At 72.4% G+C, this 17,807-nt stretch carries 18 protein-coding genes; 8 read left to right on the top strand and 10 right to left on the bottom strand.

The window, feature by feature from the left end:
- Positions 1 to 202 precede the first annotated feature (202 nt).
- Together AC3ETA_RS18730 and AC3ETA_RS18725 are read left to right on the top strand one after the other, a co-directional pair.
- Positions 203 to 856, top strand: a complete 654-nt coding sequence (locus tag AC3ETA_RS18730; protein WP_432194041.1) for a phosphoribosyltransferase — start codon at positions 203 to 205, stop codon at positions 854 to 856.
- A gap of 54 nt (positions 857 to 910) precedes the next feature.
- Positions 911 to 1,483, top strand: coding sequence for a GNAT family N-acetyltransferase (locus tag AC3ETA_RS18725; protein ID WP_432194040.1), 573 nt, complete (start codon positions 911 to 913; stop codon positions 1,481 to 1,483).
- Between the two features lie 19 nt (positions 1,484 to 1,502).
- Here the strand turns inward: AC3ETA_RS18725 and AC3ETA_RS18720 are convergent, their stop codons facing one another.
- From AC3ETA_RS18720 to AC3ETA_RS18700, 5 genes are all read right to left on the bottom strand, one after another.
- The gene (locus AC3ETA_RS18720; RefSeq protein ID WP_432194039.1) at positions 1,503 to 2,282 is read right to left on the bottom strand and encodes an SDR family NAD(P)-dependent oxidoreductase; all 780 of its coding nucleotides are present in this window, start codon (positions 2,280 to 2,282) and stop codon (positions 1,503 to 1,505) included.
- 163 nt (positions 2,283 to 2,445) lie between these two features.
- Positions 2,446 to 2,970: a hypothetical protein gene (locus AC3ETA_RS18715; protein ID WP_432194038.1), complete on the bottom strand. Its 525-nt coding sequence runs from the start codon at positions 2,968 to 2,970 to the stop codon at positions 2,446 to 2,448.
- Between the two features lie 166 nt (positions 2,971 to 3,136).
- Positions 3,137 to 4,243 carry an NAD(P)/FAD-dependent oxidoreductase gene (locus AC3ETA_RS18710; RefSeq protein ID WP_432194037.1) on the bottom strand — a complete coding sequence of 369 codons (1,107 nt, stop codon included), beginning with the start codon at positions 4,241 to 4,243 and terminating at the stop codon, positions 3,137 to 3,139.
- Positions 4,244 to 4,393: 150 nt separating this feature from the next.
- Positions 4,394 to 6,607: a catalase/peroxidase HPI gene (katG, locus tag AC3ETA_RS18705; RefSeq protein WP_432194036.1), complete on the bottom strand. Its 2,214-nt coding sequence runs from the start codon at positions 6,605 to 6,607 to the stop codon at positions 4,394 to 4,396.
- A gap of 24 nt (positions 6,608 to 6,631) precedes the next feature.
- Positions 6,632 to 7,081, bottom strand: a complete 450-nt coding sequence (locus tag AC3ETA_RS18700) for a Fur family transcriptional regulator (RefSeq protein ID WP_093748167.1) — start codon at positions 7,079 to 7,081, stop codon at positions 6,632 to 6,634.
- A gap of 201 nt (positions 7,082 to 7,282) precedes the next feature.
- Here AC3ETA_RS18700 and AC3ETA_RS18695 point away from each other — a divergent pair, with 201 nt between their 5' ends.
- On the top strand, positions 7,283 to 8,653 hold the full coding sequence (locus AC3ETA_RS18695) for an alpha-lytic protease prodomain-containing protein (protein WP_432194035.1): 1,371 nt from the start codon (positions 7,283 to 7,285) through the stop codon (positions 8,651 to 8,653).
- 77 nt (positions 8,654 to 8,730) lie between these two features.
- Here the strand turns inward: AC3ETA_RS18695 and AC3ETA_RS18690 are convergent, their stop codons facing one another.
- The 5 genes from AC3ETA_RS18690 to AC3ETA_RS18670 are packed head-to-tail and all read right to left on the bottom strand — an operon-like array spanning position 8,731 to position 12,673.
- The gene (locus tag AC3ETA_RS18690) at positions 8,731 to 9,843 is read right to left on the bottom strand and encodes a serine hydrolase domain-containing protein (protein ID WP_432194034.1); all 1,113 of its coding nucleotides are present in this window, start codon (positions 9,841 to 9,843) and stop codon (positions 8,731 to 8,733) included.
- Positions 9,840 to 10,760, bottom strand: coding sequence for a DUF6895 family protein (locus tag AC3ETA_RS18685; protein WP_432194033.1), 921 nt, complete (start codon positions 10,758 to 10,760; stop codon positions 9,840 to 9,842). The genes AC3ETA_RS18690 and AC3ETA_RS18685 overlap by 4 nt, the downstream gene beginning before the upstream one ends.
- Positions 10,757 to 11,773: a DUF6895 family protein gene (locus tag AC3ETA_RS18680; RefSeq protein ID WP_432194032.1), complete on the bottom strand. Its 1,017-nt coding sequence runs from the start codon at positions 11,771 to 11,773 to the stop codon at positions 10,757 to 10,759. The genes AC3ETA_RS18685 and AC3ETA_RS18680 overlap by 4 nt, the downstream gene beginning before the upstream one ends.
- On the bottom strand, positions 11,770 to 12,468 hold the full coding sequence (locus AC3ETA_RS18675; RefSeq protein ID WP_432194031.1) for a hypothetical protein: 699 nt from the start codon (positions 12,466 to 12,468) through the stop codon (positions 11,770 to 11,772). Before AC3ETA_RS18675 ends, AC3ETA_RS18680 begins: the two co-directional genes overlap by 4 nt.
- Positions 12,469 to 12,490: 22 nt before the next feature.
- The gene (locus AC3ETA_RS18670) at positions 12,491 to 12,673 is read right to left on the bottom strand and encodes a hypothetical protein (RefSeq protein WP_030958898.1); all 183 of its coding nucleotides are present in this window, start codon (positions 12,671 to 12,673) and stop codon (positions 12,491 to 12,493) included.
- A gap of 1,002 nt (positions 12,674 to 13,675) precedes the next feature.
- On the opposite strand from AC3ETA_RS18670, the gene AC3ETA_RS18665 reads away from it, so the two are divergent.
- The 5 genes from AC3ETA_RS18665 to AC3ETA_RS18645 are packed head-to-tail and all read left to right on the top strand — an operon-like array spanning position 13,676 to position 17,798.
- On the top strand, positions 13,676 to 14,149 hold the full coding sequence (locus AC3ETA_RS18665; protein ID WP_432194030.1) for a carboxymuconolactone decarboxylase family protein: 474 nt from the start codon (positions 13,676 to 13,678) through the stop codon (positions 14,147 to 14,149).
- A gap of 36 nt (positions 14,150 to 14,185) precedes the next feature.
- Positions 14,186 to 15,151, top strand: a complete 966-nt coding sequence (locus AC3ETA_RS18660) for a patatin-like phospholipase family protein (protein ID WP_432194029.1) — start codon at positions 14,186 to 14,188, stop codon at positions 15,149 to 15,151.
- Positions 15,148 to 16,371 (top strand): macrolide family glycosyltransferase, encoded by a 1,224-nt coding sequence (locus tag AC3ETA_RS18655; RefSeq protein WP_432194028.1) that lies wholly within the window; start codon positions 15,148 to 15,150, stop codon positions 16,369 to 16,371. The genes AC3ETA_RS18660 and AC3ETA_RS18655 overlap by 4 nt, the downstream gene beginning before the upstream one ends.
- 3 nt (positions 16,372 to 16,374) lie before the next feature.
- The gene (locus AC3ETA_RS18650) at positions 16,375 to 16,863 is read left to right on the top strand and encodes a hypothetical protein (protein WP_432194027.1); all 489 of its coding nucleotides are present in this window, start codon (positions 16,375 to 16,377) and stop codon (positions 16,861 to 16,863) included.
- Positions 16,860 to 17,798 carry a hypothetical protein gene (locus tag AC3ETA_RS18645; RefSeq protein ID WP_432194026.1) on the top strand — a complete coding sequence of 313 codons (939 nt, stop codon included), beginning with the start codon at positions 16,860 to 16,862 and terminating at the stop codon, positions 17,796 to 17,798. The genes AC3ETA_RS18650 and AC3ETA_RS18645 overlap by 4 nt, the downstream gene beginning before the upstream one ends.
- Positions 17,799 to 17,807: the final 9 nt, after the last annotated feature.

Here is a 17,807-nt window from a genome sequence, read left to right as displayed (position 1 = left end):
GTACGCAGCCCGGCGTACCGGCCACAGTTGAATCGTCATCAATTTGGGTTGTCGGTGTTCGGCGTACGGGTGCAGCGGAGCCGGGCGGTGGTCGGTTCGGGATGCCGCTCCGGAGGCCGGCCGGTTTCCCCGGTGCCCGCTCGTTTCGCGGTGCCTCGGGCCGGGCACTCGGCGGCTGCGCAGATCGGGAGGGAGGAGTCCCGTGCCATTCCGCGACCGTACCCACGCCGGACGGGCGCTCGGCCTGCGGCTGGTCGAGTGGGCCGGGTCGGACGACCTGAGCAATGTGCTGGTGCTGGCCCTGCCCCCGGGCGGCGTACCCGTGGCCTCCGAGGTCGCCCGTGCCCTGCACGCCCCACTGGACGTGCTCATCGCCGGCGAGATCAGCACCCCGATCCGGCCGCAGACACCGATCGGGGCGATCGTCGCCGACGACCCGCCTCTGTACGACCGGCAGAGCCTGGCCATGATGCATCTGTCCGAGGACCGGCTCGGTGACGTCGTCGTGCACCGGCGCAACGAGCTGCACCGCCTCGAATACGTCTACCGCGGCCGCCGCCCGCCGCCCTCGGTGAGCGGACGCACGGTCGTCCTCGTCGACGACGGCCTGACCACCGGCCTCACGGCCACGGCGGCGCTGCGCTTCCTGCGCCGCCACGGCCCGGCACGGCTCGTCCTGGCGGTCCCTGTCGCCAGTGCGCGGACCGTCGCCGCCATGCGCACCGAGTGCGACGACCTCGTGTGCCCCGAACAGCCGCCGGGCCTGCATGTGGTCGGCGAGTGGTACGAGGACTTCGGCCAGGTCCCCGACCTGGCCGTCGCGAAGACACTGCACGCGTTCCACGCCACGGCATGACGCGTCGCCGGGTCGGCTTCCGCACCCGTGCGGGTGGCGTGAAAGGGTTGTGCCATGGCCATCGAAGTCCGCCCGGCATCCGTCTTCGAGGACGTACGTCCGGTCCTCGGCCCGAAGTCGCCCACGGCGAGCGTCTGTTGGTGCCTGAGCTACCGCATCCCCTCGAAGCTGAACAACGCGCTGCGCGGACCGGCCCGCGGCGAGTACGTCGCAGAGCTGTGCCATGCCGATCCCCCTCCCGGGGTGCTCGCCTACGACGGTGACGAGCCGGTCGGCTGGGCCGCGGTGGCGCCGCGCTCGGCCACGTCCTTCGCCCGCAACCGCAAGATCCCGCACGTCGACGACCTCCCGGTGTGGTCGCTGTGGTGCGTCCGCGTCCGCCCCGGCCATCGCAAGCAGGGGATCAGCCACGCCCTGATCGCCGGAGCGGTCGAGTTCGCACGCGACCGGGGCGCTCCGGTGATCGAGGCGTACCCGCTCGACAACGGCGACGCCCGGGTCGACCTGACGATGGCGTACGCCGGGATCCGCAGGAACTTCGAGCGCGCGGGGTTCGTGCACGTCGCCGACACGACCTCGGTGCTGGCGGGTCATCCGCGGATCCTGATGCGGCTCGACCTGCGCTGACGGGCCGGGGCCCCCGGGCTCAGTGGACCGAGAACCCGCCGTCCACGAAGATCGACTGTCCGGTGACGTAGGCGGAGGCGCCGCTCGCGAGGAACACGGCGGCGCCGGCGAAGTCCTCCGCGAGGCCGTTGCGCCCGACCATGGTGCGCGCGGCGAGTGCCGCCACCTTGTCCGGGTCGGACGACAGGCGGGTGTTGAGCGGCGTCATGACGAACCCGGGCACGAGCGTGTTGCAGGTGACGCCGTACGGCGACCACGCCTCCGCCTGGGAGCGGGCCAGCGATTCCAGCGCCCCCTTCGAGACGCCGTAGGCGCCGCTCTGGACGAACGCCCGGTGCGCCTGCTGGGAGGTGATGTGGATGATCCGCCCGAAGCCGCGCTCGGCCATGCCGGGTCCGAACCGCTGTCCGAGGAGGTGGGGCGCGTCGAGGTTGAGGGCCATGGTGGTGTCCCAGACGTCCTCGCCGAGCTCGCCCATCGGGGGCCGCAGGTTGATCCCGGCGCAGTTCACCAGGATGTCGGGCTCGCCGAACGCCTCCACCGCCGCCTCGGCCGCGGCGCGCACGCCGTCACGGGTGCCCAGGTCCGCGCTCACCCGGGCCGCGCGGCAGCCCTTGGCCTCCAACTCACCGACGGTCGCCGCCAGTTCCGCCTCCCTGCGGGCCACGACCACGACGCTCGCGCCCGCCCGGGCGAGTGCCTCCGTGATGGCGCGGCCGATGCCGGAACTGCCACCGGTCACCACGGCGACCCGGCCTTCCAGCGAGAACAGTTCGGAGAGGTATGCCTGCGAGCTCATGCCCGCACCCTAGGCCGCACGCGTACGGCGCCGACGCTGGGGGCTGCGTGGTGTGCGACGCGGTCGTAGACGGCAGGTGGCGGGCCCTGCCAAGGGGCCCGAGGCGCCCTCTGGAACTGACGCGGCGTGAAGTCCGGTCCTCCGCGGGCGGCGGGCGTCCCTCTCACGCGATCAGCGCCTGCCCCGGGCCGAGGCGCTCGTCCAGTGCCGTGCGGTGCAGGACCGCCACGGGGGCGAGGAGATCGGGGTGGCGCAGCAGGGCAGCCGCCCGGCGGTCGTCGGCGTCGGGCGAGACCAGGCGCCGGAACTCCGCCGGGGCCGCGGCAAGGCCGCCGTCGGCGACGGCGCAGACCGCGAGCCGGGCCAGGTCGGCGTCGATGAGCAGGCAGGCGGCCCAGCTCGCGACGACTTCGTCGACCCAGGTGCGCCAGGCGAAGTCGTCCGGATCCTCGTGCGCGGCGATGTCCGCGCCGGTGATCCGGTCCAGGCCGGCCGAACCGCCGGGGCCGGCCATCCGGACCAGCGCGGCGTCGGTCGGCGTCGGGTAGCGCAGCCAGGCGGCGACCGTGACCGCCTGACGGGCCTGCACCTCGCCCAGGGCTGCGGCCAGGGCACCGCCGTACGCCGGGTAGGAGCGGGTCAGCCACTGGGTGGTCGCGGCGATGAGCGGGGAGAGGTCTGCGAGCACGGCCGGACCGTCCGAGGTACTGGCGATGGGCGAAGGCCATCAGGGGAAGGGGGGTCCCGCAAACGGTAGCCCGGCCGCCCCGGCGCGGAACATGCCCGCGATCTCACCGGCGGCGTGGCCTCCCCCACACCGGGCCGGCGTGTTCAGGCCGCCCGGCCGACGGCGCTCACGCGGCGCTGTAGCCGAGCTGGCGCCTCATGTAGGGCGTCATCAGGTTCTTCGCCTTGGCCACGGTCGTGGTGCGGCTGCCGAGGACGGCTGTTTCGCCGCCCGGCACCGGCATGACCGTCACACCGTCGGCCGCGCCGAAGGGGACGATGAGCGGGGTGCGGTGCATCGGCCGGTAGAAGCGGGGCTGCTTGCGGTGCTTGCCGTTGCTGTTGAGGTGGGCGCGGATGTTGTGGGCGGCCAGGTCGGCCTGAGCGAGCGCGGCCGGGGTGATCTTGAGGTCGGTCGCGTCGTTGACGTCGCCGACCGCGAACACGTCCTGCCGGCCGCGGAGGCGGAGTGCCTCGTCGACCTTGACGTGGCCCGTGGCGTTCAGCCAGTCGCCGTGACCGGCGAGCCGCAGCCAGAGGGTGTTGGGCGTGGTGCCGGTCGCCCAGAAGGAACGATCCGCCTCGATGAGGTTGCCGCGGGCGTCGCGGTAGGTGCCGAAGTCGTTGCCCGGCGACATGAAGGAGTCCAGCCACACCTGCACGTCGTGGGACTCCAGCCAGCCCCGCGCCCGGCGCCCGGCCCGTGCGCTGCCCGTGGAGTGCAGGAGTTCCGGACCGGAGTGCGCGAGGGTGAGGCGGGCATCGGGCCGGGAGAGCCGTATCTCCGCGGCGAGCTCCACGCCGGAGGGCCCGCCGCCGACGACCAGGACGTGCCCGGCGGTCGCGATGTGGTGCTGGTGCGTGGCGAAGGACTTCACCGCCTCCTCGGTGGTGGTGCCGCTGAAGCGGGCCGGCTCGGGGTAGTCGGCGCCGGTGGCGATCACCAGCACGTCGTACGCGAGCCGCTCGCCGGTGCCGAGGACGACCTGTCGCCCGCCGGTGTCGATACGGACCGCCTTGCCCACGACCACGCGGCCGTTGCGCAGCAGCCGGTCGTAGGGGATGAACGGGCTGTGCGACCAGTCCGGACGCACTCCGGCGCGCAGGGCGGCGATGCGGTGGAAGAAGACCTCCTTGCGGTCCACCAGTGTGACCCGCGCGGTCGTGTCGAGTCGCTTGGCCAGCCGGACGCCGGCATAGCCGCCGCCGATCACCACTACGTCGCCGTCAACCACGCCGAGTCTCCTGGAACCTCGTCGGCCTCTGTCTGGATGCGGCGAGCCTATAGCTTGAAGTCTAAATAATTGATGGTGCGGGGTGTGCGTTCTGTGAAAGACGTCCGGGCCGACCCCAGCGGGCCGGCCCGGACGTCTTACGGGGACTGATCAGACGAGGTCGAACCGGTCCAGGTCCATGACCTTGGCCCAGGCCGCGACGAAGTCCTTGACGAACTTCTCCTTCGCGTCGTCGCTCGCGTACACCTCGGCGAGGGCGCGCAGTTCGGAGTTGGAGCCGAACACGAGGTCGGCACGGGTGCCGGTCCACTTGACCTGGCCCGAGGCGTCACGGCCCTCGAACGTGGTCTGGTCCTCGGAGGTGGACTTCCACGTCGTGCCCAGGTCGAGCAGGTTGACGAAGAAGTCGTTGGTCAACTTGCCCGGGGTCTCGGTGAGGACGCCGTGCTTGGACCCGTTCTGGTTGGCGCCCAGGACGCGCAGGCCACCGACCAGGGCGGTCATCTCGGGGGCGCTCAGCGCGAGCAGGTTGGCGCGGTCCAGCAGCAGGTACTCGGCAGGCAGGCGGTTGCCCTTGCCGAGGTAGTTGCGGAACCCGTCGTACGTGGGCTCGAGCGCCGCGAACGACTCGGCGTCCGTGTGCTCCTCGGTCGCGTCGACACGGCCCGCGGTGAACGGCACCTCGACCGTGACACCGGCGTCCTTGGCGGCCTTCTCCACGGCGGCGGAGCCACCGAGGACGATCAGGTCGGCCAGGGAGACCTTCTTGGCACCCGAGTTGAACTCGCCCTGGATGTTCTCCAGGGTGCGCAGGACCTGGGCGAGCTCGTCCGGGTCGTTGACCTCCCAGCCGCGCTGCGGCTCCAGGCGGATACGGCCGCCGTTGGCACCGCCGCGCTTGTCGCTGGCGCGGTGCGTGGCGGCGGACGCCCACGCGGCCTTGACCAGCTGCGGGACGGTCAGACCCGAGTCGAGGATCTTGGCCTTGAGCGCGGTCGCGTCGGCGGCGTCGATGGCCTCGCCCTCGGCGGCGGGCAGCGGGTCCTGCCACAGCAGGGTCTCCGCGGGGACCTCCGGGCCGAGGTACAGGGACTTCGGGCCCAGGTCACGGTGGGTGAGCTTGTACCAGGCGCGGGCGAAGGCGTCCGCGAACTCGGCCGGGTTCTCGTGGAAGCGCTTGGAGATGGGGCCGTAGATCGGGTCGAAGCGCAGCGACAGGTCCGTGGTGAGCATCGTGGGCAGACGCTTCTTCGACGGGTCGTGCGCGTCGGGGATGATCTCCTGCGCGTCCTTGGCCACCCACTGGTTGGCGCCGGCCGGGGACTGGGTCAGCTCCCACTCGTAGCCGAAGAGGATGTCGAAGAAGTCGTTGCTCCACTGGGTGGGCTTGGTGGTCCAGGTGACCTCCAGACCACTGGTGATCGCGTCGCCGGCCTTGCCGGAGCCGTGGGTGGACTTCCAGCCCAGGCCCTGCTGCTCCATGTCGGCGGCCTCGGGGTCGTTGCCGACCGCGTCGGCCGGGCCGGCGCCGTGGGTCTTGCCGAAGGTGTGGCCACCGGCGATCAGGGCGACGGTCTCCTCGTCGTTCATCGCCATGCGGCGGAACGTCTCACGGATGTCGCGGGCCGCGGCGATCGGGTCCGGGTTGCCGTTCGGGCCCTCGGGGTTGACGTAGATCAGGCCCATCTGGACGGCGCCGAGCGGGTTCTCCAGCTCACGGTCGCCGGTGTAGCGCTGGTCGTCGAGCCAGGTGGTCTCGGGACCCCAGTACACGTCCTCGTCGGCCTCCCAGACGTCGGCCCGGCCGCCGCCGAAGCCGAAGGTCTCGAAGCCCATCTGCTCCAGGGCGACATTGCCGGTGAGGATCATGAGGTCGGCCCAGGAGATGGACTGGCCGTACTTCTTCTTGACCGGCCACAGCAGACGGCGGGCCTTGTCGAGGTTGCCGTTGTCCGGCCAGCTGTTCAGGGGCGCGAAGCGCTGCTGACCGCGGCCGCCACCGCCGCGGCCGTCGCTGATCCGGTAGGTGCCGGCGCTGTGCCAGGCCATACGGATCATCAGCGGGCCGTAGTTGCCGAAGTCCGCGGGCCACCAGTCCTGCGAGGTGGTCAGCACCTCGGCGATGTCCCGTTTCACGGCCGCCAGGTCGAGGGCGTTGAACGCCTCCGCGTAGTCGAAGTCCGCACCGAGCGGGTTCGCGACGACGGGGTCCTTGGCGAGGATCTTCAGGTTGAGCCGTTCCGGCCACCACTGACGGTTGCCGCCGCCCTGCGTGGGGTGCGCGGCGCGACCGTGCGCGACGGGGCAGCCACCCGTGCCCTCGGTCTTCGCGTCAGTGACGATCGCATCGGGGTTCTCAGCCATGGGAAACCTTCCGAACTAGGTGGATCACAGTGCTCGGGGTGCACTGTTGGCGGTGGAACAGTCGGGGCACAGGCCCCAGTAGATGACCTCGGCCTCGTCGATCGCGAAGCCGTGGTCGTCGGACGCGGTCAGGCAGGGCGCCTCGCCGACCTCGCAGTCGACGTCGGCGACGACACCGCAGGAGCGGCACACGATGTGGTGGTGGTTGTCGCCGACACGCCCCTCGAACCGGGCCGGGCTTCCGGCCGGTTCGATACGACGTATGAGTCCCGCCGCGGTGAGCGCGTGCAGGCCCTCGTACACGGCTTGCAGGGAGACATGACCTACGCGATCACGCACCCCGGAGGCGATGGCCTCGACACCGAGGTGGTCACCGGCCCGGACGGCGTCGAGCAGCGCGACACGCGCCGCGGTCACCCTCAGGCCGGCACCGCGGAGCTCCTCGGCGGGGGTCGGAGTCTGGGATGCGGTCATGCGCCCAACCTACCTCTGCAAACACGAATGATTCAAGAAAACGAACGATGAAACTCTGGTGATCGCCCCGCTGGCGCACATGGCAGCCAGCGGCACCCCCCCAAAGCGCTAAAAATAATCTTTTCTGACATTGGCGCATGTCTTTGCGTCAAGGCCTCCATCTGGTCGGAATCCCACGCGTACTCGATGGAGGCACATCGCATGCTCCTCAGACATACCGCGGCCGGTCGCCGCGCCGCTCTGACCGCTCTCGGCGCCCTCGCGCTGACCGGCGTCACCACGGCCGCCACGGCCGCGCCGCCGCCGGCGCCCGCGTCCACCGCCGCGCAGACGCTCGGTGCCGACCGGCCGCCGGCCGCGGTGGTCCGCGCCATGGAGCGTGACCTGAAGCTGAAGCCGGGACAGGCGGCCGAGCGGCTCGTGAACGAGGCGGAGGCCGGGGTCCGCGCGGGGCGCCTGCGCAACTCGCTCGGCAAGCGGTTCGCGGGTGCCTGGCTGCGGGGTGCGACCTCCGCCGAGCTCGCGGTCGCCACGACGCACGCCGACGACGTCTCCGCCATTAGGGCCCAGGGTGCCAAGGCCGTCGTCGTCAAGCACCCCTTGAGCGAGCTCCAGGCCGTCAAGGAGAAGCTGGACAAGGCCGCGAACGGCGCCAACACGCGCGACACACCGGTCTGGTACGTCGACGTGCCGACGAACCGGGTGGTCGTCCGGGCGGTAAGGAAGCCGGCCGCGACCGCGTTCATCAAGGCCGCCGGTGTCCAGGACAAGGGCGTGACCGTCCTGGTGTCGGCGGCCCGGCCGCGGCCGCTGGCGGACGTCGTCGGCGGCGAGGCCTATTACATCGAGGGCTCGGCGCGCTGCTCCATCGGGTTCTCCGTCACCAAGGACACTCAGCAGGGCTTCACCTCGGCGGGCCACTGCGGCAACGCCGACGACTCGACCAGCGGGTTCAACATGGCCACGCAGGGCACCTTCGAGGCGTCCACGTTCCCCGGCAAGGACATGTCGTGGGTCAGCGTGAACAGCAACTGGACGGCCACGTCGGACGTGAAGGGCGAGGGCGGCCAGCGCACGCAGGTGACCGGCTCGGTCCAGGCGCTCGTCGGCGCGTCGATCTGCCGCTCCGGCTCCACCACCGGCTGGCACTGCGGGACCATCGAGCAGCACGACACGAGTGTCAGCTACTCCGAGGGCACCGTGGACGGCGTCACGGAGACGACGGTGTGCGCCGAGCCGGGTGACTCCGGCGGCCCGTACATCTCCGGCTCCCAGGCACAGGGCGTGACCTCGGGCGGCTCGGGTGACTGCACGAGCGGCGGGACCACCTTCTACCAGCCGATCAACCCGGTCCTCAGCGACTTCGGCCTGGTCCTGAAGACCGCGACCGCGCAGGCCGGCTCCCCCGCGCCGACGGACAACGGCACGGCCACCGCATGGGCCGCGGGCCGGGTCTACGAGGCGGGCACCACGGTGACCCACTCCGGCGTGCGCTACCAGTGCCTCCAGAGCCACCAGGCGCAGGGCCGCTGGTCGCCGGGCGCCACCCCGGCCCTGTGGCAGCGACTGTAGGCGGACGCAGGAGTCGTACGGCTTCCGGTGCGGGGCGCGCGCCCCGCACCGTCCGTCTTTCCGACGGCCCGGCCCGGTCACTCGTCGGCCAGCAACGCGTACGCGGTGGCGATGAAGGCGTCGCGGGCGCGGAAGCGGCGGGTGCACAGCGCGGCCAGGGCGGTGCCGGTGTCGGGCCTGAAGCCCAGGAAGGCCTGCTGGCCTAGGGTGGCCCCGCTGTGGAAGTACAGCGGCCCGCCGTCCGTGGGGTGCCGGAACCACGCCATGGTGTGCACGTGCCGGTGCCCGAGACCGCGGCGCAGTACAGGGGTGCGGACCGCACTCAGGGCTCCGGCCAGCGGGGAGCCGGCCGGGTCGAGGTGGGCCTCCAGGAACGTCAGCAGATCGTGCGGCGTCGCACGGACGGCGCCGGCCGCCGCGAAGCCTCCGGCGTCGAAGGCGAGCGCGGGCGTGACCCCGTCCTTGCCGTGCCCCACGGCGTCGGTCTCGGGGTCCTCCGGCCGCAGGGCGGTGCCGTCGAGGCCGAGCGGGCGCAGCACATGCGTACGGAGGAGTTCCTCCCACGCCGTGCCGGCCGCGGTGGCGAGGGTGTGGCCGAGGACGGCGACGCCGAAGTTGGAGTACTGCCAGCGGGTGCCGGGCCGATGCCGGGGGCGGTGGCGCAGGAAGGCGTCGACCACCCGCTCGGCGGGGTAGCGGCCGTAGGGGTTGGTGCGCCACGCGGGCAGTGCGCGCCGGTAGAAGTCGGGGGGCAGCGTGGGCAGTCCGGCCGTGTGGGTGAGGAGGTGCGCGAGGGTCGCCGGGGACGCGCCGGCGCGGCGCCCCGGCGCGAGCCAGGCAGTGGCCGGCTCACCCCCGGTGAGCAGGCCGCGCCGGATGAGCTGGGCCAGCAGCAGCCCGGTGAACGTCTTCGAGGCCGAGCCGATCTCGTACCGCAGGTCCTCCCGGGGCACGGGCGGATGCGGGGCGCCGCCACCGCAGTGCAGGGTGCGCCGGCCGTTCCGGGAGACGGCGAAGACCACGTCGGGCGCGTCGATGGCGTCGACGGCCCGCGCCACGCGCTCGCGCAGGGCGTCCTCGTCGTCGGCCGAAGTGGGCCGGTCCGTACCGGCGTTGCCGAGGATGCCGCCCTCGGCCACCGCCTCCGTGTCGTCGTCGATGCCCGGCCAGGGCGGCAGCCCGGCGGTCATGACGTCGCGTGGGTCAGTTCGGTGAGGGCGCGGGAGGTGGCCAGGAACGAGGCGAACGCGGCGACCAGGGTGGGGTGGTAGACGATGTCGAACAGCTCGTCCGGTTCACCCTCCGGCATCGACCGTACGGCCGGCATGGCGCCGTCGGCCTGCTGCGCGGCGGCGAAGCCCGCCCAGCCCCGCTCGTCCAGCGTCGGCCGCGGCAGACAGGCGTCGACGACGAGGAGTTCGCCGAGCAGGTCCCAGCGCTTCAGGTCCAGCCAGTCGTCGATCCAGACCGGCAGCCAGGTGGCGAGGTAGTCGGCGATGTCCGGCGGCAGCGCCTCCGGGTGCGCGCCCCAGTCGGTGAGGTGGAACACCGTGTGCGTGACGTCGTAGGCGATGTGCCCGCTGACCGTCCACGGCTCGGGCCTGCGGGCGAGCCAGGTCGGAGCCACGAGTGCCGCCTCGGGCGGGCGGGGCGTGAGGCCGAAGCGGCGCTGGAACGCGGCCAGTCCGAGGCGCCGGGTCGGGTCGAGTTCGAGGGCCGCCCAGCTCTCGAGCCGGTGGTAGAGCACCGTGGCCCGCTCCACCTCAGGCTCGCTGTACCCGAGTTCCTTGTACGGCAGGTACACCTCGAAGGGGATGGGCGACATCGGCTCGATGCGCTGGCCGCGCGCCAGCATCCGGCCGCCGTCCAGGGTGTGCCGCCAGGTGTGGTCGAGGAGCCGGCGGGCCAGGTCGGCCTGCCGGGACCCGGCGACGCCCTCGCGGAACAGCACCCGGCAGATCAGGGCGAGTTCACCGACGGGTTTGAAGCGCTCCAGGAAGCCGATCTCGGGATCGACGTCGGGCTCCAGGCGGAACCCGTCGCGGTGGGCCCACAGCCACTCCAGGGCGCGCACGCCGACGGTGTGCATCAGACGGGTGTCGGTCATCCGGGCACTCCTTGTCCGTCGTGGCGGGTCCGCGCGCGGCCCGCTCGCGACCGGTGACCGTCACCGCCCGCGTCGCTGTCGTCGTCGCCCTCGCCGGTGAGGCGCTTGACGGTCTGTGCCGCGGCGAAGGCGGCCATCAGGATGGAGTGGTAGCAGCGCAGGAAGTCCGGCTCGGGGGCGGCGGCGTCGGCGCCCGGGCCCTCCTGCGGCAGCGCCCCGGAGCCGTGCTGGGCCCGCGCGATGCGGGCCCAGGCGGGCTGGAAGGCCGGCAGGTCGGGCGGGGCCGGCAGGCTCCCGGCCACGACCAGCAGTTCACAGCTCAGATCCCACATCGTGGCGTCCAGGCAGGTGTCGAGCCAGGACGGCAGCCAGTGGGCCAGATAGGCGGCGAGGTCGGCGGGTACGCCGGTCGGGGTGCGGCCCCAGTCGGTGAGGTGGAAGACGACGTGGGTGAGCGCGTACCCCGAGGAGCGCTCGAAGGTCCACGGCTCCGGCAGGCCGCCCAGCCAGGTGCGCCGCAGCACCTGGGCGGACTCGTCCGGCCGTTCGATGCCGCTGCGCCGCTCGGCCTTCAGCACGCCGAGGCGGCGCGTGGGTTCCTGTTCGGTGAGCCGCCAGCCCCGGGTGCGGGCCGTCGTGGCGGCGGCCGCCTCGTACCCGGGATGCCGCAGCCCGGCCGCGGCGAACACCGAGTAGACCTCCAGGGGGTAGGTCGCGAAGGGCTCCGACCGCTGGAGGCGGAGGAAGAGTTCGCCGCGGCCGGTCTGCTGCCAGGCGAACCGCAGCAGGTCCGACGCGCACCCGTGCAGCGGGTCCGACGGCGGCAGGTGCGTCCGTACGCTCTGGCAGGTCTGGGCCAGTTCCCCGAGTGGTTTCCAGGTGACGTCGACGTGGGCGTCCTCGGTGAACGCGTCCTCGTCCAGCGCGAAGTCGGCGCTGTGCGCGGACAGCCAGGCGAACGCGGCGGCGCCCACCTCGCGGATGTCCCCGACGCCCATGGCGGTCGCCGTCATACGAGTGCTCCGGCCGCCCGCATGACCCGTGCCGCCTGCACCTGGAGGGTCACCCGGGGATCGCTGCCGCCCATCAACTCCACGAAGTCCAGGCCGGTTTCGAGGCCCAGCGTGTCCGGTACGCCGTCCAGCAGGGTCAGCCAGCGCCCGGCGCCGGCCGCCTGTTGCCAGTCCCTGCGGCGGACCGCCCTGACGAAGCCGCGGGCCACGTCGACCGGGCGGCGCCGGGCCACGCGGGCCACGGCGCAGTCCTCGCCGGGCAGGGCGAGGGGTGCCAGGACCGCGAGTTGGTGGGTCAGTGTCTGCCAGGGCGCCTCGTCGAGCCAGTCCGCGCCTGGTTCGGTGTCGGGGTCGCCGGCCGGGGATGGGTCGAGCCGCGCCAGGGTGCGGCGCATGGCCCAGTGGCTCCACATCACGGTGGGTGCCGCGTCGGGACGCGGGGGGAAGGCCTCCACCGTTCTGCGGAACGTCTCAAGTGCCTCCGGGGCGGGCGGAGTCGGGAAGAGGACGTGCGGCAGCAGCAGATCCGCTCCCACCACGCGTACGGCCGCGAGGGCCATGCCTCCTTCGACGTCGTTCATCGCCGCGGTGCCTGACATGCGCACGTGGTCTCCGCCCCGAAGGGCGGAGACCACGTCGGACGCAATGTCCTGCACAGCGCCCTGCAGGAGGGCCGAAGTGCCTGACTGCTCCATTCAGTCGCTCCCGTTCGTCCGCTCAGCCCTTCTTGGGGCGAGGGGTCGGGGGGGACAGCAGCAGCTTGGTGTCCGCGGAGAGCAGCGCCAGTGCTGCGCACTCGCGGCTGTCGCGGAAGACGCCGTCGGGTTCGGCCGGGTCGAGTGCCGCTTCGAGGTCGGTCCGCACGCCGGTCGTTTCCTCGATCGCCTTGATGGAAGGCATATCACCATCTCCTCTGGGGTCAGCCATAGCCTCCACAACCAAGAGCACCACACAGTCACAAAGCGCGCATCTTTTCCCACAGGGCGCATACGTCACTTGCTCAACAGCCCGGGGGCCGGTCGTGAGGCTTCCGGCATGGGCCGTCCGGACACCCCGGGCGCACCGGGCGCACCGGGCGCACCGGGCGACCCGTCCGGTATCCGTCCGGGGAATTGGAATCCGAGTCAACTGAACGTATGTCAGAAATCCATCGCTGAGCTGCCTGGATTCGTTTTGACTCCACTGGGCACAGATGGAGCCCCAACTATGGTCTCCGGAGCGGGAATCCAGTGTTCACCCGAGTTACCGGCCAGTTTCTCGCAGATGACCCGTGGAGGGCCGGGACAGGACCAAGTGCCCGGCCTGATCAGCCCGGTTGGCCGGCCGGCAGACCGTGCTCGACACCCTCGACGGGTTCGTGCGACGACTTCAGGACGGTGTCTCCGACACCGCCGTCGTCACCGGTCCCGTCGGCTCCGGCCGCTGTGCCGTTCTCGACCGGGCCGTCGACCGGGCCCGAGCCTCGGGTCTCGCCGTCGGGGTCGCCAGCGGTTACCGATGCGGGATGTCGTCGACCGGGCCCGGGCCGGTGCGGTCACGGACCGGGCGTCCGCCCGGCGCGGGAGCGCCGGCGCGCGCGTACACACAGAGGGCGGCCGCCCCGGGGGATGGGCGGCCGCCCCGTCGGCACGACCTGGGCCGGGACCCGCCGGGACGCGGGGCGTCGGCTCAGGTCGGACGGCGTGTTCTGCGGGTTCTCTCGGATGCGGCACGGTGAGAGTCTCGGTCGGCACGTACGGGAAAAACCCTGGTAACGCCGAGGGCGCCCCTGGACCGCCCCGAGGAGGCGGTCTCCGGCGAGCGGTGGTGAGACGTGGTTCACACATGCCGTGCTGTCACAGCTTTCGGCTCCGTCCGGTCAGTGGTGTGCAAGCCATCCCGAACGGCTAGGAGATCAAGACCGTGGAACCGCGTCTCGACTACTTCGGAAACCCCCTCGCGGGAAAGGTGCTGCGGCACCTCAACTCGGCCGGCAAGCTCCTCGCGGACTCGCCTCTGCCGATCACGGTCCAGGAACTGGTGAAGATCCGCGCGAGCCAGATCAACGGCTGCGGTTTCTGCACGGACATGCACACCAAGGACGCCGCCGAGGCCGGTGAGACCGCGCAGCGCCTGCACCTGGTGGCGGCCTGGCGGGAGGCCAAGGTCTTCACGGAGGCGGAGCGCGCCGCCCTGGAGCTGGCGGAGCAGGGCACCCGTATCGCCGACGCGGCCGGTGGCGTCACCGACGAGGCCTGGGCCGACGCGGCGAAGCACTTCGACGAGGAGCAGCTCGTGGCGCTGATCTCGCTGCTCGGTGTCATCAACGCCTACAACCGCGTCAACGTCATCAACCAGCAGCCCGCCGGCGACTATCGGCCCGGCATGTTCGGCTGACCGCCCCGCCACCCCGTACGACGAGAGAGGTGGATCATGACGCGAGCCGAGCGGGCACGTCATCTGTCGCCGGTCCCGTCGGCCGGTGCCCCGTCGGCGGGACTGGACGCGCTTCCGCGCCCCGTCGCCGTCGTGGTGGGCGCCGGTGGAGTGCTCGGAGCGGCGCATGTCGGCGTCGGATACGCGCTGGAACAGCGGGGATTCGTGCCGGACATGATCATCGGAACGTCGGTGGGCGCCCTGAACGGCGCCATCGCGGCCGCTCATCCCGACCGGGCGGCGCCGTGGCTGGACCATGTGTGGACCCAGCTGCGTCGCCGTGAGGTGTACCCGCTCGGCCACCTCTCGTCGCGGGCCATTGTCTTCACCGACCGCGGGCTGCGCCGGCTGATCGCCCGCGCCGGACTACCCTCACGGATAGAGGAGTTGGCGGTCCCGTTCACCGCGGTGGCGATGGACCTGGGCACCGGTGCTCCGGCTCTGCTCGACCGCGGGGACCTGGAGTCCGCGCTGCTGGCGAGCGCGGCCGTCCCGGGGATGCTGCCGCCGGTGGAGCGTGCGGGCCGCACACTCGTCGACGGCGGGGTGATCGCGTATGTGCCGGTCCTGGCGGCCCTGGAGGCGGGGGCGGCCGGTGTGGTGGTCGTGTCGACCGGGCCGCAGAGCGTGGCGCCGCGCCCGATCGGCGGGCGTCTGCGGGCCGGCGCGGTCGCGGCCCGGGCCGGAACGCTGCTGTTGCGCCATCGGATCGAGCGCGATCTGCGCGAGGTGTCCCGGCACGTCCCGACCGTCGTGCTGCCCACCGGCATCGAGATCTGGCCCGCCCCGTGGGACTTCGGTCATTCCCAGCGGCTGATCAGCACCGCGGCCGGCTCGGCGGGGCGCTTCCTGGACGGGCTGCGCATCGACGGGCCGGGCCTGTACCGGCTCGACGGCCCGCTGCCCGCGGCCGCCGGTGCGGGCGGGGCATCGATTTCTTCCGTAGGCGAGGCCGGGCTGTGAGTACCATCGCGTTCCTCAACATCGGCATGCACGGGCACATCAATCCGACGCTGCCGGTGGTGGCCGAGCTCGTCCGGCGCGGGCACACCGTCACGTACCACACCTCGCCGGCGTTCCGTCAGGAGATCGAGGCCACCGGCGCGTCCGTGCGTCTGTATCCCGGCGGCGAGCAGCCGTTGCCCGATCCGCCGACACCGGTCACCCTGCTGGAGTCGCTCGCGACCACGAGTCTGCGTCTGCTGCCCACCGTGCTGGACGACCTGCGCCGCGACGGGCCCGACCTGATCGTCCACGACAGTTCCTGTCTGTGGGGCGCGGTGGCGGCACGTGAACTGGGCGTGCCCGCGGCCTCGTCGTTCACCACGTTCGCCTTCAACCGGCAGGTCCCCAGCCCCACTCACGCCTCGTGGGATCTGCTGGCGGCGGCGCGCGGTCAACTCGGCAGCGTACGGGGCTACTTGCGGGCCCGCGGAGAGCTGCGCCGCCGGTTCGACGCGCGCGGACTGCCGCCGCTCGACCTGCTGAACATCCGCCAGGGGCTCAATCTGGTGTACACCTCACGGACGTTCCAGCCGGCCGTCGAGCACTTCGACGAGTCCTACCGTTTCGTCGGCCCGAGCATCGGTGCCCGCCCGGCCGATCCGTCGTTCGACGCCGACCGGCTCCGCAGCCCGGTGCTGTACGCCTCGCTCGGCACGGTGTTCGGCGCCGATCCGAAGCTGCTGCGTACGTTCGCCATCGCGCTCGCTCCGCTCGGCGGCACGGTGATCGTGTCCACCGGGCAGACCGTGCCCGAGGCCCTGGGGCCGCTGCCCGCCCATGTGCTCCCGCTGCGTTTCGTACCGCAGTTGGAGGTTCTGGACCGTGCGGCACTGTTCCTCACCCACGGTGGGATGAACAGCGTCAACGAGGCCACGCACGCGGGGGTCCCGATGCTGGTGGTCCCGCAGGGCGCCGACCAGCCGATGACCGCGGCTCGTGTGGTCGAGCTGGGCGCGGGCCTGTCGGTCCGTACCGAGGACGTCGACAAGGGCTCGGTGCGCGCCCTCGCCCGACGCCTGCTGCACGAGCCCGCCTTCCGGGAGGCGGCGTCCGCCCTGAAGGCCGCCCAGCACGAAGCGGGCGGCCACCGGAGGGCAGCCGACGAACTGGAGCGGTACATGCAAGGGGCCGGCGCTGCCCGCCGGCCGGTCACCGCCGATCCGGCACAGCAGGGCTGAGTCATGTCCCTCGTGATCGTGCTGCTGCTGTTCGCCGGGCTGTCGGAGGCCGCCGGGCGCATCCTGCCGCTGCTGGCGCGCCGGCCCGGCATGCCCCGGACGCTGGTGGTCGGGCTGCTGATCGGGGCGGGTCTGGTCGAGGCCGCCGTATTCGCGCTGTGGCCGCTGACCGCGTGGACCCTGGCCGAGCTGGTGGTGTCCTCCCCGGCGGCGGCGGGCGACGCCCTGGAGTGGACGCCTGGCCTGGCCGCCCCGCTGCTGCTGTGCGCCGTGCTCGCGTTCCCGCTGCTCGGACCGCTGCTGCACCTGGTGCTGTTCGTGGGGGTCGGGGCCGGTCTGGCCGGACCGCTCGCGGCGGCGACCGACCTCGGCTGGTGGGGCGCCGCCGGCTGCGTGGCCGTCGCCGGGGTGGGACTCGGCCTCGCCGTCGAAGCCGTGCGGCGGCTGGTCGTCCGGCTCAGTACGCCTCGTACACCGGAGCCGATCCCATGAACGACTTCCTGCTCTGGGCCTGCGTGCTCGGGCCCGTCCTGCTCGCCGAGGGGCTGCTGGCCCGCTACGAGGTGCTGGCCTACGGCGCCGGCTTCCGGGCACCCACCACCGAGCTGCCCGAGGGCGTGCCCTACGCCCGGGGCGCGGCAGCCGACGCTCCCCCGGCGGCCTACCTGGTCTACCTCGACGGCATCGGCAAGCGCCGCGTCCGTGACACGCGGGACGGCGGACAGCTGGTCAAGGCGGTGCTCGCCGGGGCACCCGAGCTGCGGGTGCTGGGCCAGGTGCAGCCCTACTCGCCGCTGGCCGACCCGCTCGCCGACCGTCCGGTGTGGGCGTGGCTGCGCCGGCACATCGGTCTGCTGCTGTTCCTGCACAACGTCATGCAGATCTTCGTCGCCGCCGACCACCGCTACCGCCCCCTGTACAACCGGGCCGTCGGCTCCCAGATCGCCACGCAGTTGCAGCTCGCCGGCTACCGGCCCGGCAGCGGGGTGCCGGTCGTGCTGCTCAGCTACAGCGGCGGGGCGCAGGTCGCCACCGGCGCGGCCGACGAACTGCACACCCAGCTGCGCTGCCCGCTCGTCGTGATCACGCTCGGCGGGTTCCACAACGGCGCCAACGACCTCTCACGAGTCGAGCAGCTGCACCGGCTCACCAGTGCTCACGACCGGATCGAGTGGGTCGGCACCTGGATGTTCCCGCAGCGCTGGCGCCTGTTCCGCGGCAGCGGCTGGAACCGTGCCCGGCGGGCCGGGAAGATCACCGTGCATCGGCTCGATCCGGCGACCCATCTCGGCCCCCGCAGCTACATCAGCCGGGAACAGCGGCTGCCCGACGGGCGCAGCCTTCTCGACCGCACGACCGACACGGTGATCTCCCTCATCCGCGCCCGGCAGGACGCGCCCGCACCGACGGACCGGCCCGTGCCGTGAGGCGCCGGG

The sequence above is a fragment of the Streptomyces sp. bgisy027 genome (assembly GCF_057710365.1).
This window is presented reverse-complemented; position numbering and strand designations above follow the sequence as displayed.

Bases quoted from the DNA above. Each gene is read 5' to 3' on its own strand.
- AC3ETA_RS18725 (WP_432194040.1), top strand. From the start codon at position 911: ATGGCCATCGAAGTCCGCCCGGCATCCGTCTTCGAGGACGTACGTCCG.
- AC3ETA_RS18720 (WP_432194039.1), bottom strand. From the start codon at position 2,282: ATGAGCTCGCAGGCATACCTCTCCGAACTGTTCTCGCTGGAAGGCCGG.
- katG (WP_432194036.1), bottom strand. From the start codon at position 6,607: ATGGCTGAGAACCCCGATGCGATCGTCACTGACGCGAAGACCGAGGGC.
- AC3ETA_RS18700 (WP_093748167.1), bottom strand. From the start codon at position 7,081: ATGACCGCATCCCAGACTCCGACCCCCGCCGAGGAGCTCCGCGGTGCC.
- AC3ETA_RS18695 (WP_432194035.1), top strand. From the start codon at position 7,283: ATGCTCCTCAGACATACCGCGGCCGGTCGCCGCGCCGCTCTGACCGCT.
- AC3ETA_RS18690 (WP_432194034.1), bottom strand. From the start codon at position 9,843: ATGACCGCCGGGCTGCCGCCCTGGCCGGGCATCGACGACGACACGGAG.
- AC3ETA_RS18685 (WP_432194033.1), bottom strand. From the start codon at position 10,760: ATGACCGACACCCGTCTGATGCACACCGTCGGCGTGCGCGCCCTGGAG.
- AC3ETA_RS18680 (WP_432194032.1), bottom strand. From the start codon at position 11,773: ATGACGGCGACCGCCATGGGCGTCGGGGACATCCGCGAGGTGGGCGCC.
- AC3ETA_RS18675 (WP_432194031.1), bottom strand. From the start codon at position 12,468: ATGGAGCAGTCAGGCACTTCGGCCCTCCTGCAGGGCGCTGTGCAGGAC.
- AC3ETA_RS18670 (WP_030958898.1), bottom strand. From the start codon at position 12,673: ATGCCTTCCATCAAGGCGATCGAGGAAACGACCGGCGTGCGGACCGAC.
- AC3ETA_RS18660 (WP_432194029.1), top strand. From the start codon at position 14,186: ATGACGCGAGCCGAGCGGGCACGTCATCTGTCGCCGGTCCCGTCGGCC.
- AC3ETA_RS18650 (WP_432194027.1), top strand. From the start codon at position 16,375: ATGTCCCTCGTGATCGTGCTGCTGCTGTTCGCCGGGCTGTCGGAGGCC.
- AC3ETA_RS18645 (WP_432194026.1), top strand. From the start codon at position 16,860: ATGAACGACTTCCTGCTCTGGGCCTGCGTGCTCGGGCCCGTCCTGCTC.